Below are 18,547 nucleotides of genomic sequence, written 5' to 3'. Positions count from 1 at the left end.
GCCTTCCATCGTTCACGGCACATACGAGTCGGTTTCTTCCAGCTCGGCAGCGTCGGCGGCCTCGTCGGCAGGCTGCCCCGCAGCGGTCGCATGAGAACGTACCGGCGACTGAACCACAGGACCAGGCATCTTGCCGATCCCTTCGTCGATACGTTGCAGCAAATATGGGAAGAACGGATTCGACGCGATTCGGAACATGGAGTCGAGCGTGAGAATCAACGTGCCGCGTTCGCCGCGCGGTGCGAGTGTGCCGAGGTTTTCGTTGAAGTTTTCTTCGTCGTTCGGCGCAATGCCGTAGAGCGCATCCGTCACCGGAAACGGAATCGCGACGTGCGACAACGAGAAAATATCCTGCGGATAATCGATGTCTAACGGCTTCACCCGCACATCCACTTCGCCCGCATCGACACTGCGCTCGACCGTGTGAGCCGATTCCTGAGATGCGTTGGCGATCACCGTGGTCCGATAGTTTTGCGGACCGATACGCAGCAGACGCGATAGCGCGGTGTACGACGCTACGCGCAGGAAGGTGCGGAATCGCACGCTGCGGTTCACATCGAACAACACGACTTCGCTGCCGTTCTGCGGAAGCTGATCGTATAGCGACGACATCACGGCCGGCGTGCTGACAGTGAAATCCGTTACGGACTGGAACGTCAGCACAGGCGGCAAGTCGACCAGTCTGTTCTCACGCTGCAACCGGATGATCTGATCCTGAATGGTCCGGGTCAGCAGATACGATTGACGCGCGCCGTTCACCGGGAACGAGTTGTACTTGAACGGATTGAACTCTGGAACGACACCGAGCCACGCGGCTTTTTCGAAGGCTGGCAGGATTGCCGGAATTCCCGCGAGCCCGGCAAATCGTGCGTAACGAGTCACGCCGATCATCGGTGAAATGAGCACGACACGAGTGGGTCGGCTCAGCGCGGGATTGTCGATCGAGTCCAGTGCATATTGCAAAGCCAGCGCGCCGCCATTCGAAAAGCCGACCAGTTCCAGCGGCTTGTCGGGACCGATGCGCCGGCGCGCTTCACGCACCGCCAGCCGCGTCGCCGCAGCCCAGTCACGCCATTCGACGCTCGTCAGACCCGCCGGCACCGTGCCGTGCCCCGGCAGACGAATGCCGATAGCGACAAAGCCCCGGTCGCGGTAACGGCGCGCAATGTGCCGCAAGCTGAACGGTGAATCCGTCAGACCGTGCAACATCACAACCGCGCCAACCGGCGGCCCCGACGGTTCGAGTATGTACGAGCGATTCCAGTCGTCCTTGAAGTGCTCGGGATAAATCGGCGCACCTTCGTAGTACCGGTTCGACGGAACACGCTCGGCGGGACTTATCTTTTCGACGACGTTGGTGCGCACGTCGTCGAAGATGCGGGCCTCCGCCTTGAGATACGTATTCCAGTCGCCGGTGTCCATTTCCTCGACTGTCAATTCGCGCGGCACGTAGGTATGCCAGACCGACAGAGCGGGTCCGCGCTGCGAATACCATGCACGCAATGCCAATGCGCCTATGGCGAGCAGGACCAGAACCAGTACGCCTATTTTTGTCACCTTCAGCAGCTTGCGTAGCATTCTTGCTCTCACAGTGAGGGGTGTGGTTTTTGTCAGCGCTCAGCGTTCATACCGTTAATCGACCTGCCACTGATGTGATCCACGAAGGCTATGAAAGCGCTTTGGATCGGTTGTGGTCACGGCGCGTTGTGTCGATTGAACTCCGCTTCGACATCCTAAAGTCTTTTGGACATTCGTTCAATTTTGACGGATGGTTTGCATGGCCGCGCAGGTTCTCCCGTCAACGTATCGACGCTAACGTAGGATGCCACATTCCGCCCTGGATTGAATTGCGATGAGCTGGAAGAACCGGACGAGCGGTTCTTTTAGACAGGCGCGCGGCGCGCAGCAATCAGCCACGCCCGCGTGTAAAAAAGCAGATGAATTTCTGCGAAGCAACATTGCGTTGCTTCGCGTCCGGCAAGACTTACCTGACAGTGTGTAATTGACGATAGCTTCCAGGCCAACTACGTGGCGACTCTATCGACGCCCACCTGCAATATTCCCAGCCACACCGCCCGCCGCGCCGCCGATGAGCGCGCCGGTCCACGCGTCGCCGCCCGCGATCGCCGCGATGCCCGCGCCGCCCGCCGCCCCGAGCGCTGCACCGCTCATCGTGCCTTGCTGCCGCGGAGTCATGTCCGTGCATCCGGCTGCAATGACCAGAGCCCCGATTGTCACGATCCATCCAAGTCGTTTCATGATCGGCTCCTTATTGGCTCTTTTGCAAACCGGGCAAGACCATTTCAAACCAGATGGTCTCGATCACGGGATGCTGGATCATCGTGGGATTGGTGGCATACCAGTTATCGACGCCCTGACGCACGCTGTCGAGCGTTTGCCCCTGCATGCCTTTCGCAAAGCGCGGCGCGATGTCCCTGTTGGTCGCCTGGCCGTTTTTCGCATAGTAGGCGTTCTCTATATCGATCAGATTGGCAATGCCCACGAGATAGGCATTCTTGGCTTCAACCGTTGAGGTCGTCCATTGCTGGCCCGTGACGATCGGAATTTCATCCGCGCGGGCGACGTTGCCCATCATTGTGAACGTGAGGAAAGTCAGAGATAACAGCGTTCGCCATGGTGTTCTGGTTGCCATCGCTTACTCCGTGGAAGTTGTGTTCTCCTGCGATCCGCCACCGGGCACATTCGGCGGCATCGATCTGGTGAGCAGAAACATTTTCTTTGAGTGATGTCGGGCCGTGTCTCCTTTCGTGGTCTCTCACCGGGTCTGTCTGAATAGCGCTGCATCCGGCATTGGCTAAGAAAAAATCTATCGCCATGCGGGCCCGGCTAGTTACTGCAGCGCCCGATTCAACTCCGGAAAAGCAGCGAAGAAAAGGACACGAAATAAAGTCTAGAGCCTTTTTCCATATTTCCAAGCCCATTATTTCCGACGAATCCGCATGAGAGAACCGCTGCGCGATGCACGGGTTTTCGCCAATCCCCTTGATGTCAATTCCAGTAGTATCGCAAACCACTTATCACGGAGAACCGGTAGAGCTGGGCAAACTCGGACTGCGAATTCCCCACATTCCATTGCCCGTATGCAAACAGTTCCGCTGTCGGGCTCAATTTGTAGTTGACCGACAATGCCAGATTACCGCCTCGTGGCGCGTCGAATGCCTGCATGTACCGTAGCGTTACATCGAGCTTGTTGAACAGATCCGTACGGCCCAATTGAACCAGCGCGTAACGTTGCCCGAGGAGACTCTGCTGCGGGTTAAGAGATTGCCCGAGCAAGCCAGCCGCCGCTGCATTGCCTGCCGCAAGCGCCGTATTGCCGGACTGAATCGCATTCTGATAAGAACGCCGTTCACCACTGCTGTACCCATCGCCGTTGTAGAGCAGTTCGAGAGTCTGGGTCCAACCCGAGATAAACGTGTAACTCGCGCCGAGCAGCGCGCTCGTGCGGAGCGAACCGTCGCGTGTCTGATTTTGCAGGAAGGTCCAACCTGCCGGTGCCTGGGGCTGCTGTACGGCGAATAACGCATTACGCCCTCGCCCCAACGACGCGTCGCCATAGAACAGCAGCGCATCCGACGCTGTCCATGTTCCATATGCACCGATCCGGTCCACCCCGTTATCGCGATGCGACACCAGCGCGCTCGCCGACGCCGAATCGCCGGTCCAGTTGGCCTTGAGCGCCGTCACGGGAGAGAAGTTTTCTTTTGTCGTATCGCGTGTATCCACGTGGAAGTTGCTGATCGCTTCAACGCTCCACGACGGGTTGATCTGCGCGCTCACGCGCACGATGTCGCGACCAAGCAACTCCCTGACCGGATCGGTCTTGCCCGTTTCCGCGAAAAAAGGGTTACTCGGCGACAGCATGATCGAACTACCCCAAAGCAGTACGCTGCGGCCAACCTCGACATTGACCGGACCCGCCTGACACGACAGACGCCCTTCATTGAGGTAAGCATCGGTCGAGGTGCCGCTCGCGCCAGGCGTATTGCCTTGCCAGACGAAAAAGCCACGCGGCTTCAGTTGCAGATAACACGGATCGACCGTCAATGTCAGGTCCACCCGAGGGGCTAATTGCGCCTGCGTCGTGGGCAGCTTCGCGATCTGGTTATTCGGATTGGCGAGCGAGCGCGTATTGACCACGTACCCCGACGCGTAAGCGACGAGTTGCGTATGTTGACGCAACGTGAAGCGGCCCGACGACGCGTCGTCATCCTGCGCGTCGGCAGCCCACACCGAATCCGGCATAACGGTCGATATCAGCGCGAGCGTGCGAAGCAGGCCAAGCGCGACACGCGTCGTTCCGGCCGGCTGCTTGCGCGGCCGTCCCTTCGCCCTTTTCAGATGCATGACTTCGATAGCCTGCGATCAGGGGCGATTGAGTGAGCCGAGGTTGAACATATCCGCGCCGAATTTCTTCGTGGTGACTTCGCTGTATTGCAGCAACGAGAAGTTCGACTTGTCGATAGCGTCCTGAATACTCATCTTGCTGACAAACGGCTGCACAGCGCCGTCGATATCGAGCCGGTTCCCCATTTCGAACGAGGCCGTTTTGAAGATCTTCCCCGATACGGTGTAAAACTCGGCCTTGAGCGGCACGAGGCGCGACATGGACACGTAGTAGACGATCCGGTCGTAGGTCACGAACTTGCTCTTCGCGACCAGATCGAGCACGTACGCGTTTTCACCGTTCACCTGCTCGATACGGAGCAACGTGGCGTCGTAATCCTTCGCGTAGTTGGTGGACGCAATGTCGCCATTCGATGCGGGGCCCACCATTTTCTGTCGCGTCGAAATGGAGACAGGCTTGGTCAGCGTCGACTTGCCGAACCACATGCTGCGTCCGTTCTGCAACAGACGGCCACCCGCTTCGCGCGGCGGATAGGTGGCCTCGGCGAGACTGTCTTCACCGCTTGCGCGGACAACATACGTACGCTTGTCGATCGGGCCGCCCGAATCCTGGCCCGTAATGTCGATGGTCCATTGCACGCCATTGAGGCCGCCGCCGCGAGCGCGATCGCTGGCCGCCACGATCTGCGTCGCGTCCGGCGTCGAAGTTGAAGTGGCTGGTGAACCGGCCGCGTAAGTTGCACTGGCGAGCACCAGCGAAGCCAGCAGAAAAGCGGTCTTTTTTAAGAGCTGCATATACGTCATATCTGATAAGGAACAATTGAAGCGACCCAGCCGCTTAAACGAAGCTCAATGCATCGACCACTTCGACGCGCGTCGCGCGATACGCCGGATAGGCAGCGCACAGCACGGCAAAGAAGCTCACTGCCAGCGCGATGCCGCCCATACGAATCCAGTCGAGGTCGACCTGGAGCAGCACGCGATCGGATGAATTGGGCGGCATATAGCCGATGCCGGAGGCGTTAATACAAAGCGCGGCGATGATCGTGACGATCAGACCCAATAGACAGCCGAGCAGCGCGATCCAGAATCCTTCGAATGCAAACAGCCTGACCACCCCCGCGTTAGTCAGACCCAGCGCGCGCAGCGTGCCGATTTCACGGGTGCGCTCGATCACCGCCATCGACATCGTGTTCGCCACACTCATCGCGGAGATCACGAGAACGATGCTTGCAATGAACGAGAAGATCATGTCGAAGAGGCCCTTCACCTGCGTGTAGAAGCTCGACATTTCCTGCCATGTTCTGATCTCGACATCGAATCCTGCGGCCCACAGACGATGGCTCAGTTGCAGCTTCACCTGCTCGGTCAGGCTCGCGTTATCGAGCAGCACGATGAAGCGTTCCACCGATTCGGTATTCATCAGCGACTGCGCGAGCGCGAGCGTGGTCAGCACATATTTGTCATTCGTGCCCGCGCTGCCGGTGTTGAAAATATCGACGACATCCGCATCGACCGCGTTGGCCTGGCCGTCGATAGTCGACGCTAGCAGGCTGAAGGTCTCACCCTTTTTAAGGTCGAGCAGCTTCGCGAGATCAGACGACACGGCAACGCCAGCATCCCTATGCGGATCGAGGTGACCGCCCGAATCGCCTTCGAGAGCCGCGCCGAGTTTGTCGTTATGGTCGGCAACAATGCCCTCGCCAATGAATACCGTCGACGCGTTGCCATTCGAAATCAGCCCATTCAGACTGAGCCGCGGCGATACCAGTTTCGTGCCCGGCTCGCGCAAAATAAGCGCGTCGATTTTCTTCGTTTCTTCCGGCGAAAACAGAAAGCGCTTTGGATGGAGCTTGCCTTCCAGCTCGAAGCCCCGTTTGAAGATCGTCAGATGTCCAAGCCGTTCGCCCATCACGGCCTGCTGTTCAAGCCCCGCATAAACATTGGCGATATAGCCGCTAAACAGATTGATCGCGGCGAGCCCGAGCGCAATTGCGGCCAGCGTGACAAAACTGCGACGGCGGTTTCTGAACGCGTTCTTGAGCGCGAGAACAAGCGAATGCATCAGAGTTCTTCTCCATCTGGCAGCCGTCCGTCGCATAGGCGTATGGACCGGCTCATATAGCGCAACGCGCGCTCGTCGTGGGTCGAAAAAACGAAGGTCGCGCCGTGCGTCCGGTTGAGTCGCTGGAACAGTTGCATCGCCGCTCGTGTGTTGTCGGTGTCGAGGCTGGCGGTCGGCTCATCGGCGATAACCAGGCGAGGCTCGGTGATCAACGCACGCGCGATGGCGACACGCTGACGTTGCCCGCCGCTCATCTGGTCCGGGCGTTTGTGGTGATGCCCCTGCAGTCCGACTTCGTCGAGCAGTTCGCGAGCGCGTGCATTCTGCGCATGGCTCGTGCGACCAGCGAGGCGCAGCGGCAGCAACACGTTGTCGACTGCATCGAGTACGGGGATCAGGTTGTAGCTCTGAAACACGAAACCAATCGACGATTGCCGGCGCTTTGCGTATTCCACCGGACTCAGGCGCGCCGTCGATTCACCCAACACCTGGATCTCGCCCGCCGACGGTTTGTCGAGCAGGCCGATAAGGTTCAGCAGTGTGGTCTTGCCGCTGCCGGATGGCCCGACAATCGCCAGCATCTCGCCGGCCTGAACGTCCAGGTTGATGTCGGCAAGCGCATGCACATCGCCATATGTCCTGCTCACGCCAATCAGGCGTGCAACCGGCGCGGCGCGCGCGGCGACGTGCCCGGCATCCGCATCGTGCGGCGCGGATTCATGCAGATCGATACTCATGGAAATCCCGATTCTTTAACGATGGGCGGCGACAGCATCGACAGGCGACGTGCTGCGCCGCTCGATGGGTCCGTTCGGCAGCAGAAAAACCTTGCCGCGACGGCCCGGTTCGTCCACATGACGCAACGCGTTGCCGATGGCATCGAGCGGATAGGTCGCCGCAATTTCTGCATGGAGAACGCCGAGGCTCAGCAAACCGACCGCCTCCGCGATCAGTGTGTTGCGCTGGACTTGCGTCATGCGCGATAGCCGTTGGGTCAACCAGAAGCCCTTCAGATTGATGCCGCCGAAAATGACTTCGTCGCAGCCGAGTTCGATCGGCTTGCCGGACAACATGCCGTAGTTGACGATCGTGCCGCCGCGCTCGAGTAGCTGGGCGAGCCTCGCAACGCCATTGCCGCCGACCGCGTCGAGCGCAAGCGTCACCGGTGCGCTGCCCATGACGTCCCGGGCAGCCTTGACCAGATCCGGACCATCGACGATGGCGACATCGCCGCCAGCCGCTTTCACTTCGTCGATCGCGTCAGGACGCCGCACGATGTTCAGCGTGCGCAGGCCGTCGTGCCGCGCGATCTGCATCACCGCGCGCCCGACGCTCGACAACGGCGCTGTCTGCACGATCCATGCGCCCCGCTCCAGGGCGGCGTGACGGCGCACCAGTTCGAGCGCCGTGCACGCGCCCACCTTGAGTGCCGCAAGCTGCAGCACGTCGAGTTCGGGCGCAACCTTGAACACCTGCGACGCGGCGAGACGGCGCTGCTGACACCAGTTGTCGTTACTGATCAGAATGACGCGGTCGCCCACGGCGAGGTCCGCCACCGAGGAGCCACAAGCGACGATCCGCCCGACCGCCTCGAGACCGAGGGTGGCAGGGAGCTTTGGCAACTCACCGTAGCGCCCGGCGAGTCTCGCAAGATCGGCCGGGTTGATCGCGCAGGCTTCGACATCGACCAGCACTTCCCACGCCGATGGCTGGCCCGGCGACGGCACCTCGCAGCAGCGTGCCGCATGCGACGGCGGACCGAAAACATCAAAGCGAATCTGCTTCAAAACAGCCCCTTGCTCGCCGGTGCGTTAGCCTTCAGTTCAGCAAGCAGACGAATCGTGCGATCGATCTGTTCACGCGTATGGGCCGTGTTGACGAAGAAGCGCAGGCGCGCGGCGTCGCGCGGCACTACGGGGAAAATCATCGGGAACGTGAAGATGTTGTTGTCGAACATCCGCGCGGCCATCCACAGCGCCATCTCCGCGTCGGGCAGCATCACCGGAATCACCGCCGACCCCGCACTCGCCCCGACATTCAGGGACGCGCGCGCCGCCTGCTCGCGGAAGTAGTTGGCGTTCTCCACCACGCGGCGCGCGCGCTCCGGCTCGGCGCGCATGATCCGCAACGCGGCCAGGCCAGCCGCGGCGTTCGCCGGCATCGGCGAGGCGATATAGAGGCCAAGCCCCGGCGCGTAATACTTGAGCATCGTGACCAACTCGCGGCGGCCGGCAATGTAGCCGCCGATCGTCGCGAACGCTTTGCTCATCGACGCATAGTGCACGTCGATATCCGCGCTGTTCAAACCGAAGTGATCGACCACGCCGAGTCCTCGCGGACCGATCACGCCCATCGAGTGCGCTTCGTCGACCATGAGTAGCGCGCGATGCCGCTTCTTGATCTCGATCATTCGCGGGATATCGGGAATATCGCCGTCCATGCTGAACACGCCTTCGGTCAGGATCAGCACGCGCTCGAAGTTGCCGCGATGCTCGACCAGCAACCGCTCCAGCGCATCGCAATCGTTGTGCGGGAACGCGAAGCGGCGCGCGCCGCTCAGTTTGGCGCCGACCAGCATGCTGTTGTGAACCAGTTCGTCGTACAGCACGAGGTCCTGCTTGCGCGCGAGATAGCCGATTGCCGCGACGTTGGTGCCATAACCGCTGACGCCGAGCACCGCGTCCTCGACGCCGAGCATGTCCGCGAGTTCTCGCTCGAACTCGTTGAAGACAGGAATCTCGCCCATGATGATCCGCCCCGACCCGGTCGACGTGCCGAAGTCGTCGATGGCCTGTTTCGCTGCGGCCTGCACACGCGGATCGCCCGACAGATCGAGGTAGTTGTACGACGAAAAATTGATCACCCGTCGTCCGGCGACTTCGACTTCCGCGCTGGCCACGCCGACATGCTCGCGGAACATGTTCCACTCGTAGCCCTGCTTGTCGTAGTACCAGCGCGTGTTCGCGTACTCGCGCAGTTCGGGAAACTGCGCGAAGTCGTAATGCTCGGGGCCCACCGCGACCCTGGCGGAAGCGGCCCGCGCCATCGGCGCGTCGTCGCCCGACGCGGCTGCGCCGCCCTGTTTGCCGAGCAGCCTGGCTCGCAGACGCTCGACGTGCGTTTCAGCAGTCATATTCGACACTCCTTGATTGTTTCAGACGCGGGCCGATATCACGCGGCCTGAACTTCTGCCGCAGCGGCATCGCCTTGCTCGCCCCATCCGAACGCATTCAGCGCCTTGTCGACGATCGCGCGGATCGTCAGGTCGTCGAGAATCTCGAGCACCGATACGCTGATGCCGAGGTCGCGTCCAAGCAGCGCCTGGATCTCGGTCGCCATCAACGAATCGACGCCCAGATCGAGGATCGGCCGATCCACTGGAATAGCTTCGGCATCGGTTTCGAGTTCGTCGGCGATCAACGACGCGACCAGGCTCGCCAGCACGGTGAAGCGCTCGACGGCGGGCACCTCGGCCAGTTCGGCGCGCAAGACGGCGCCGGGGTCGGCGTCGGGGCGGGTGTCGGCGGCAATCAGCTCTGCGTAACGCAGCGACTGTCCCCCCAGCGTCTCGTAGCGGCTCCACTCGCTCCAGTTGGTGATCAGCGTGACGCCCAGTTGCGTGACGTCGCGCAACATCGCGCGTTCGAGCCAGCTCAGCGCCTCCGCCGATTCCATGCCGCGCAAGCCCATGTAGCGCATGAACTGTTCGAGCTTGGCATCGCGCGTTACCACGCCGACATCCGCAATCGCCCCCCAGTTGATGCTGATGGCCGGCAGTCCCATTGCGCGGCGACGCCACGCGAGTCCGTCGAGAAAACCGTTCGCGGCGACGTAGCTGGCCTGACGGCTGTTGCCCACCAGATTCGCGATCGACGAATAGAGCACGAAGTAATCGAGCGTCATCTCGCGGGTCAATTCGTGCAGCAAACGCGCGCTTTCAGCTTTGCTGCGCATCACGTCGAGCAGGTCTTGCGGGTTCAGTTCGGCAATCGGCTGATCGATGATGACCGCCGCCGCGTGGAACACCCCGCGCAGCGGCGGCGCCGACGCGGCAATCGTCGCGAACAGATCGCGCACCTGGCCTTCGTGAGCAAGATCGCATTTCACGCAGACCACCGTCACGCCGCGCTGACGCAGATCGGCGACGAACGCGCTGCGCTCCGGGGTATCGGCACCGCTGCGGCCGGCCAGCACCAGATGACGCGCGCCCCGCTCCGCCATCCAGTGCGCCGTTTTCTGGCCGAAGCCACCGAGGCCGCCGGTGATGAGATACGTGGCGTCGGGCGCGAACGTGATTGCTTCGTGCACGCGCACCTGCAATGCAGTGGATGCGTCGTCGAAGTGGACGATCAACGGCAAGTCGCTATCGGGCAGCGCGAACTTGCGGGTCGCGAGATCGACAATCGATACCGACAGGCTGTCCGGCGCGACGATTTCGCTCGTACCTGCACGACTCACGGCCCGGCTGAGCGCTTCGGCGAAGCGGCCAGCACGTTGCGTCAACACCGACAGGTCCGCCCGCACGATCGACGAAGCCGACGGCGGCAGCGTGAACGCGCCGGCATGCGGGTCGGTGTCGATCACAACGCCGCCTGCGGCGAGCGAGCGCCAGCCGAAGGTGTCGGCCCATGTACCCATCGGCGCGACAATCGCGTCGAAACCTCGGCCTTGCGTGACCTCGGCAACCGCTCCTTCCAGCGAGTCGCAGCCCGCTTCGATCAGCTTGCAGTCCGCTGTGAGCTTCGGCGCAACGGTACCCGGCCGCGTCAGCACAGTGGTCTGAATGCCGCGCCGGCGCAGCGCCGAGCTGATCGACAGACCCAACTCGTCGGCTTCGACAAGGACACGAGCGTGACGATCGAGATCCGCCTGTTCGACCAGACGTTCGGCAACTGCCTCGCGCGCCGCCACCAGCAACAACGGCGCTGCATTCGTGTCATCGGCCAGTTCGACGAGATGGAAGGCCGAACGTGGTCCGCGAAGGTGGCTGGCAAAGTCGGCGGGCGCGAGGCCGTAGACCCGCTGCCCCACGCACAGATCGGAGACGGCTGCACCAACCGCGTGAACCGTCGCGATCACTTCGACGAAATTCTGATCGAGTGTGTCGCCGTTCGTGGTGCGCAACGCGCGCATCGTCAACGCGACGCTCTCAGTCTTCAGTTCGATTTCGTCGTCGCGCAACGGCAAGCGGGCAATTTCGATCAGCTTGACGCTGCCCGCGCCTTCTTCGTGTTCGCCGAGGCTGCGCACCTGGACCGCGCGGTTGGCGGTCAGCGCCACCGGCTCGATGCGCGGCTGGCTCAACACGGGACTTGCGACAAGGTGGCTGAAGAAGCGGCGTCCACGACGGATCGCAACTTCGTCCCCTGGCGCGTCACACAGCAACTCGAGAATCGCAGCGTCGATATCGTGGTCGGTTTCAGTGGCCGGAACGTCGATGGTGGTAAAGCGCATGCCTTCGAGTTCGTTGAACGCGACGCGGGCGAAACCGTTGAGCGCAGTCTGCGCGGGCTGCACGGCTGCATCGCCGTCCGTAACGTTGAACGCATCGCGCGTGAGCACATAAGCACGCGGCCTTTCCGACACCGGCAAGCCCGCGAGATGGCGCGTCACCGCATGCATCAGGAGCAGCGCCCGCGAGCCTGTCGGGTCTGCGCCGTCGAGCTTCGCATTCGCACCATGAACGAAGACCACACCATGCAACGCGCCGGCGGCTTGCAATGCTGTTGAAATATCGTCGTTGGAATCGGGACGCACGGTCATCCATTCGCGTTGAATGCTGAGCGACGAAGCCGTGCTCAGTCGCGCGCAAACTCGCGCGCCGAATGCTTCCAACCCGGCGGTGAGCCGGTCGGCGAGCGCCGCTGTGGCGCGATCTTCGACGATCAGCCAGTGTCCGAGACGCTTCGGCTCGGACAACCGGCCTGCATCGGACCATTCGTAGCGCGGCATTTGCAGCTTCACGGGATCGCCGTATGCGTCCGTACGTTCGACCTTCGCCGACGACGCCGTCACGCGCAGCCCGCGGATCACCGCCAGCACGCGACCTGCATCGTCCATGATCGTCAGGTCGGCGTCGACATGGCGAGGCGTCGCGCTGACCTGCACGGCGTCGCACCAGTAGCGGTCCGGCAGCGCCGGCACGAGCAGGCGGAGTTCCCTGAAGCCCGTGGGCAGAAAGGTCGATTCATTGTCGTCGAGCATGCTGACGAGGACCTGGAAACAGGCGTCGAGCATGACCGGCTGAGCGTGATATCCGTCGCTGCGCAGAGCGGCATCACGTTCGATCAGTGCGAGCACGCGGCCGCCTTGCGGTGCGAGACGCAGCGACCGTACCGACTGGAACTTCGCCCCGTATTGCAGACCGATACGCGACAACTCGCGATAGAACACGGCGGGGTCCTGCTCGTTGGACAGCGCGGCTTTCAACGCTTCCAGATCGACATGACGGATTTCCGCCGACTGCAACGCGCCGACGCCACCAGTCAGATGCAGCTGCCCTTCTCCGGTCTTGCCGCTTTCTACGCTGCGGATCGTCGCGCGGTTCGTGCTGCGTTCGTAGCTCGATACGTAGTCGATCGCGCGGTCGCTCGAAATGACGAGAGGCGCGCGAATCTCAACGTCGTTCAGACGCCAGCCAGGCGCGTGCGGATGCAGTAGCGCGGCGATTTCGAGCAGTGTCTCCACATACCCGGCTGCCGGCATGATCGACGTGCCGGACACGATGTGATCCTTCAGGTACGCGAGGCCGTCGTGTTCGAGATCGTTGACCCACACGTCGTGCGCGGGGTATTGCTCGCAGCCGAGCATGGGGCGATCGGTCGGGCTGACACGCTGATAAATCGCGCGATCGGTTTCGAGCCACGCACGTTCGCGTTGCCACGGATAGTTCGGCAGCGCGGTAACGTGGCCTTCGCCATTGAGCAACGTCCAGTCGATCTCGCAACCGCTTGCGAACACCTGCGCAACGGTGCGATGCAGGCGCGCGCGCTCGGCTTCATTGCGGCGCAGCGTTTCGACAAGGCGGATTTCTTTCGCGCGCGCCTTGGCGCAATCGCGCAGCGCGCTCGACAACACCGGATGGGGACCGACTTCTACAAAAGTGGTAAAGCCGTCGTCAAGCAAGGCCTGAACCGCGTCGGCGAACGCGACCGGTTGACGGACATTTTTCGGCCAGTACGTGGCGCCGAACGAAGGTCCTTCGGCGCGGCGGCCGGTGACCGTCGAGTACAGCGGAACTTGAGGCTCGCGCGCGACGATCCCGTCCAGCGACGAAGCAAGCTCGGCCAGAATCGGTTCCATCAGATAGCTGTGGTACGGCACTTCCACGTTCAACACGCGATGGAAAACCTCGCGCGCGGCGAGTTCTACGGCCAGCGCTTCGATCGCCGCCGTCTCTCCGGACAGCGTGAGCGTGGTGGGTCCGTTGATCGCGGCGATTTCGACGCGTCCTTCGAACGGTTTCAGCAGCGTGGCGACGGCTTCACGGTCAAGGCCGACCGCAAGCATGCTGCCGCTGCCTGCGGTAGTCGCCTGCAGACGGCTGCGCTCGTAGCACACGCGCAACGCGTCCGGCAGGCTCAACGCGCCGCTGACACAGGCGGCCGTCACTTCGCCGACGCTATGGCCCATCACCGCGCCCGGCGTGACACCTGCCGCGCGAAGCACGGCCACAATGCCCCACTGAATCATGAAGTTCGCCGACTGCGCGTGAATGGTTCGCGTGATCTGCGATTCGGCCTCGCTCTTCAGCATTTCAACGAGGATCGAGAAGCCGGCGATGCGCTGGAAAATCTGGTCGGCTTCATCGACCGCAGCGCGATACGCGGGTTCGTCGCGATAGAGTTCCTGACCCATCGCCCACCATTGCGGCCCCATGCCGGTGAACACCCACACCGGCAACTGCTGCCCCGGCGCGAGTTGTTGACCGGTGACGACCTTGTCCGATTTCTCGCCCTGCTGCAACGCGGCCAGCGCGTCGAGCAATTCGTGCGCATCAGCACCCAGCACGACCGCGCGATGGTTCAACGGGGCACGGTGTAAAGCGGCGGAATGCAGCAGATCGGCGACTTGCGTGCCGGGCTTCGACAGACAATCCGCGTAACGTTGTGCCAGCGCCTTGAGCGCAGCCGGGCTACGCGTGGACAACGGCAGATACAGCGGGAAACCAGCGGGACGCGCCGACGCCGCAACCGCTGCTTCGCGCGTCACTTGCGGCGCCGAACGCAACACGACGTGTGCATTCGTCCCGCCATAGCCGAAGGAATTGACCGCCACGAGGAACGGCTCGTTCGGTTCGGCCAGTGGAATCGATGCATCGGCGAGACGCACGCCCAACTCGTCGAACGCAATGCCGGGGTGTGGAGTTTGCAGATTGCCGAGCGGGAATGCCTCGCGATGTATCAGCGAGAGCACGGCCTTGATCACGCCGACCACGCCCGCGCCCGCTTCCAGATGCCCGATATTGCTCTTGATCGAGCCCAGCACGACACGATCGTCGCCATGACGGCCCGCGCCATAAACCGATCCAATCGATGCCGCTTCGAGCGGATCGCCCACCGCCGTGCCCGTACCGTGACACTCGACATAGCGCACCGCGTTCGAATCGATCTCGAAGCGCTCGCAGACCTCGCGGATCAGTTGGCTTTGCGCCTGCACACTCGGCATTGAAATACCGGGCGTACGGCCGTCCGAATTGACGCCCGCACCCGCGACCGTCGCCAGAATGGTGTCGCCGTCTGCAAGCGCTTTTTCCAGCGTCTTCAGCAACACGATGCCGCCGCCTTCGCCGCGGCCGTAACCATCGCCGCGCGCGTCGAAGGATTTGCATTGGCCGTCGCGCGAAAGGAATTGGCCCTTGCTCATACCGATCGAATACTCGGGACGCGTCATCACGTTCGCGCCGCCGACGACGGCCATGTCGCAGTCGCCCGACCAGATGTCGCGACACGCATAACTGAATGCAACCAGCGACGACGAACAGGCCGTATCGATAGAAAGACTCGGTCCGCGAAGATCGAATGCGTAAGACAGGCGGTTCGCCAGCATGGTCATCATCATGCCGGCGGCGGTGTTGGCGTTATGGCGCGTGCGGTTGGCCACCTGCATCAGCGTGACCATGTGGTCGAGCATGAAGCCGCCAACGTAGACGCCGACCTTGCTGCCCGCATGCGCAGGCAGGTCGAGGCCGGCGTTTTCGAACGCTTCCCAGATCAGTTCGAGCAACAGGCGTTGCTGCGGATCGAGATTTTCGGCGACGCGCGCGGGCAGATCGAAGAAGTCCGCATCCATTGAGCGGACGTCCTGCGTGAGGAAATTGGCCTGGTTGACATAGGCCTTGCCCTTCACGCTTTCGTCCGCCGAATAGTAGCGAGCCGAATCCCAGCGATCTGCCGGAATGGGACCTGCGGTGACGACCCGCTCACGCAGCGCAGCCAACAGGGAATCAGGATCGTCCAAGCCACCAGGAAGGCGGCATGCCATTCCGACCACAGCAATATCACGCATGTGCATTTATTCTGGATAGATGTTAAAAATATGTGCTCTTTAAACGCTAGCGCATTTGCGATGAGCTGCTTTTCCCCGTGCACATTTACTCTTCTGTTCGACACTCATAAAACTCATTCCCTGTGGAATTCATGTTTTATGTTTTCCTTCATTTCACAATCTCAAAACCAAATCCCATTTCGCGTTTTCATGCTCAAAACTTAAAATGCGATTTTTCGATCATTCATTGCAGAAATTTCTTTGGGTAATTTAAGGCCGCGTTTTCGTGGTACGCGATGATTCGAAAACCGTAACGCCATGGGGCCTTCTGACTTGAATTAAGGTCTATCGCGTTATCGCCCGGAGAGTGTCTTTTCTTTAAAATTTCATTCAATTCATACGAATTTATTTAAATAAACTTATCTCTTAAAAACTCATCTTCTTTATTTCGCCGAAAGAATACGGTTGAGGTTAATTTACAAATATCAGACAACTCTGAAAGGCCCTGATAAGTGAAAGAACCAGCGAAACTTGAAGAACCCTGCTGCGGGCGGTGTATAGGCTCAGATGGTGATCCTGTCGGCTTGGGAGATGACTGCGGAGCAGCGAAGCAAGGGGCGAATTTTCGTTGACCGTTAGTTGCAGCTATCGTCTCGCGATACTTGCCGATAGCTGGTCGAGTACGGCGGTTGGGCAACACCGCTTTTAACAGCCTTTAGGTTGTATTTGTACAATACAGCGTATAGACTGTATAAATATTTAACAGGCTTTAACCTGTTATGGTGTCGAAACACGAGTCGGAGATCTGCTGTGGACTACCCCATCAAGACGCTGGGCCAATTGAGGCCGATTCTGCAAGGCTTCCGCAAAGCTGCGGGACTCACTCAGGCCGGCATGGCCAGTCATCTCGGCGTAACACAGCAAACCTATGCGCAACTCGAAGCCAATCCCGCCGCTGTCAGTGTGGATCGGTTATTCAGGGTTCTGCGGGTGCTTCAAGTCGATTTGACGCTCATCCCTCGCGCGGCCGGATCGCCGGAAAGCGACGTCGTCGCGGAAGATACGATTCAATCGACGTCCATCGCGCAGGCTCCTCGTAAAACCGCTGCTACGCGCTCGACGAAGAAAGAGCCAACGGCAACGGCGCGCAACGCGAAGGGCAAAGCCCAAGCTTCGCGCGATGAGGAAACTCCGCGAGCCACGTCTGCCCGCGCTAAAAACACGAAGGCAAAACCCGCTCCGCGCAGCACCGCCAAGCCCAAAAGCGTCGGCAAGAAACGGGAGGACTGGTAAGCATGGCGCGAAGCACGCATCCGAACCGCCTGAACCTGTGGATGAACGGCCTGCAAGTCGGCCATTGGGAGGCCACGCGCGGCGGCGAGCGCCTCGTCTATCACGACGACTGGATCGACGATCCCCAAGGCCGGCCGCTTTCGCTATCGCTTCCTTTTACGCCGGGTAATCAGCCGTATCGCGGCCAGATCGTCGCGGACTATTTCGACAACCTGCTCCCCGACAGCGAGCCGATCCGTCGACGCATCGCTACCCGCTATAAGACCGGCAGCACCGCGCCGTTCCCCCTTCTGGCGGCGCTCGGGCGCGACTGCGTCGGCGCTCTTCAGATGTTGCCGCCGGACGAAGCGCCGACCGATCTCGCCAGCATCACCGGACGGGTACTCAGCGAAAGCGAAATCGCCCAGCTTCTGCGGGGAACGACCTCCACGTCGGCACCAGGCCGGGACGATCCATTGGAAGACCTACGTTTGTCCATCGCGGGCGCGCAGGAAAAAACCGCGCTTCTGCGGCATCGCAACCGCTGGTTGTTGCCCGAGGGCAGCACGCCGACCACGCACATTTTCAAGCTTCCGCTCGGGCTCGTCGGCAATATGCGCGCCGACATGCGCACCTCGGTCGAGAACGAATGGCTCTGCTCGCAAATCGTGGCGGCCTACGGGTTGCCCGTTGCCCGTTGCGAAATCGCGCGATTCGACGATCAGAAAGTGTTGATCGTCGAACGGTTCGACCGCAGGCCGTCCAGCGACGCTACGTGGATCGTGCGACTCCCACAAGAGGACATGTGCCAGGCGACGGGCACGTCGGCGCTACACAAGTACGAGGCCGACGGCGGACCCGGCATCGAGGCGATCATGGAAGTGCTGTCCGGCTCGGAGCGCGCGACAACCGACCGTCGCAACTTCTTCGTCACGCAGATGGTTTTCTGGCTGCTTGCGGCAACCGACGGCCATGCAAAGAACTTCAGCATCGCCCATCTGCCAGGCAGCCGCTACGAGGCCACGCCGCTTTACGACGTGCTGTCCGCGCATCCGATTATCGGCACGGGAACGGGCCGCCTCGCCGCACAGAAGGTGAAACTCGCGATGGCTGTGCGTGGCAAGAACGTCCACTATCAGCTCAATCAGATCCAGCGGCGGCACTGGATTGCGCAAGGGCAACGCGTCGGGTTTTCCGCAGCCGACATCGACGCGATGATCGACGCGCTAACCGAGCGGACCGAAGCAGTGATCGAAGAAGTCTCGTCGTTACTGCCGGAAGATTTTCCGATGGATATCGCCGGCTCGATCTTCGAAGGGATGCGGCGGTTGAACAGGAAGCTGATCGGCGAATGAA

Annotated in this window: 12 protein-coding genes; 2 read left to right on the top strand and 10 right to left on the bottom strand. The window is 61.1% G+C overall.

The annotated features are described in order from the left end of the window. Positions 1-12: 12 nt before the first annotated feature. From ABH945_RS31500 to ABH945_RS31455, 10 genes are all read right to left on the bottom strand, one after another. Positions 13-1,578 (bottom strand): alpha/beta hydrolase, encoded by a 1,566-nt coding sequence (locus tag ABH945_RS31500; RefSeq protein ID WP_074771950.1) that lies wholly within the window; start codon positions 1,576-1,578, stop codon positions 13-15. A gap of 459 nt (positions 1,579-2,037) precedes the next feature. Beyond that, positions 2,038-2,259 (bottom strand): hypothetical protein, encoded by a 222-nt coding sequence (locus tag ABH945_RS31495; RefSeq protein ID WP_074771948.1) that lies wholly within the window; start codon positions 2,257-2,259, stop codon positions 2,038-2,040. A 10-nt stretch (positions 2,260-2,269) separates the two neighbouring features. Further along, positions 2,270-2,653, bottom strand: a complete 384-nt coding sequence (locus ABH945_RS31490) for a hypothetical protein (RefSeq protein ID WP_074771946.1) — start codon at positions 2,651-2,653, stop codon at positions 2,270-2,272. A gap of 356 nt (positions 2,654-3,009) precedes the next feature. Continuing rightward, a complete protein-coding gene (locus tag ABH945_RS31485) occupies positions 3,010-4,368 on the bottom strand; it encodes a hypothetical protein (RefSeq protein WP_429253261.1) in 1,359 nt (452 codons plus the stop codon). Between the two features lie 18 nt (positions 4,369-4,386). Continuing rightward, positions 4,387-5,163 carry an outer membrane lipoprotein-sorting protein gene (locus ABH945_RS31480; RefSeq protein WP_429253260.1) on the bottom strand — a complete coding sequence of 259 codons (777 nt, stop codon included), beginning with the start codon at positions 5,161-5,163 and terminating at the stop codon, positions 4,387-4,389. Between the two features lie 43 nt (positions 5,164-5,206). Next, the gene (locus ABH945_RS31475; protein WP_429253259.1) at positions 5,207-6,433 is read right to left on the bottom strand and encodes an ABC transporter permease; all 1,227 of its coding nucleotides are present in this window, start codon (positions 6,431-6,433) and stop codon (positions 5,207-5,209) included. After that, entirely contained in the window at positions 6,433-7,170 is a 738-nt protein-coding gene (locus tag ABH945_RS31470; RefSeq protein WP_083380195.1) for an ABC transporter ATP-binding protein, read from the bottom strand. The genes ABH945_RS31475 and ABH945_RS31470 overlap by 1 nt, the downstream gene beginning before the upstream one ends. A gap of 15 nt (positions 7,171-7,185) precedes the next feature. Continuing rightward, complete coding sequence (locus ABH945_RS31465) at positions 7,186-8,220, bottom strand: zinc-dependent alcohol dehydrogenase family protein (RefSeq protein WP_429253258.1); 1,035 nt, start codon at positions 8,218-8,220, stop codon at positions 7,186-7,188. Then, complete coding sequence (locus ABH945_RS31460; protein ID WP_074771938.1) at positions 8,217-9,566, bottom strand: aminotransferase class I/II-fold pyridoxal phosphate-dependent enzyme; 1,350 nt, start codon at positions 9,564-9,566, stop codon at positions 8,217-8,219. Before ABH945_RS31460 ends, ABH945_RS31465 begins: the two co-directional genes overlap by 4 nt. Positions 9,567-9,604: 38 nt before the next feature. Further along, the gene (locus tag ABH945_RS31455) at positions 9,605-15,940 is read right to left on the bottom strand and encodes an SDR family NAD(P)-dependent oxidoreductase (RefSeq protein ID WP_429253257.1); all 6,336 of its coding nucleotides are present in this window, start codon (positions 15,938-15,940) and stop codon (positions 9,605-9,607) included. A 789-nt stretch (positions 15,941-16,729) separates the two neighbouring features. Here ABH945_RS31455 and ABH945_RS31450 point away from each other — a divergent pair. Together ABH945_RS31450 and ABH945_RS31445 are read left to right on the top strand one after the other, a co-directional pair. Beyond that, positions 16,730-17,212, top strand: a complete 483-nt coding sequence (locus ABH945_RS31450) for a helix-turn-helix domain-containing protein (protein ID WP_429253256.1) — start codon at positions 16,730-16,732, stop codon at positions 17,210-17,212. A 2-nt stretch (positions 17,213-17,214) separates the two neighbouring features. Continuing rightward, positions 17,215-18,546 carry a type II toxin-antitoxin system HipA family toxin gene (locus ABH945_RS31445; protein WP_429253255.1) on the top strand — a complete coding sequence of 444 codons (1,332 nt, stop codon included), beginning with the start codon at positions 17,215-17,217 and terminating at the stop codon, positions 18,544-18,546. Position 18,547 lies beyond the last annotated feature (1 nt).

The sequence above is a fragment of the Paraburkholderia sp. GAS333 genome, from assembly GCF_050435665.1.
In the GTDB taxonomy this organism is placed as follows: domain Bacteria; phylum Pseudomonadota; class Gammaproteobacteria; order Burkholderiales; family Burkholderiaceae; genus Paraburkholderia; species Paraburkholderia fungorum_A.
Note: the sequence above shows the minus strand (reverse complement) of the source record. Positions and strands in the feature narration are given on the sequence as shown.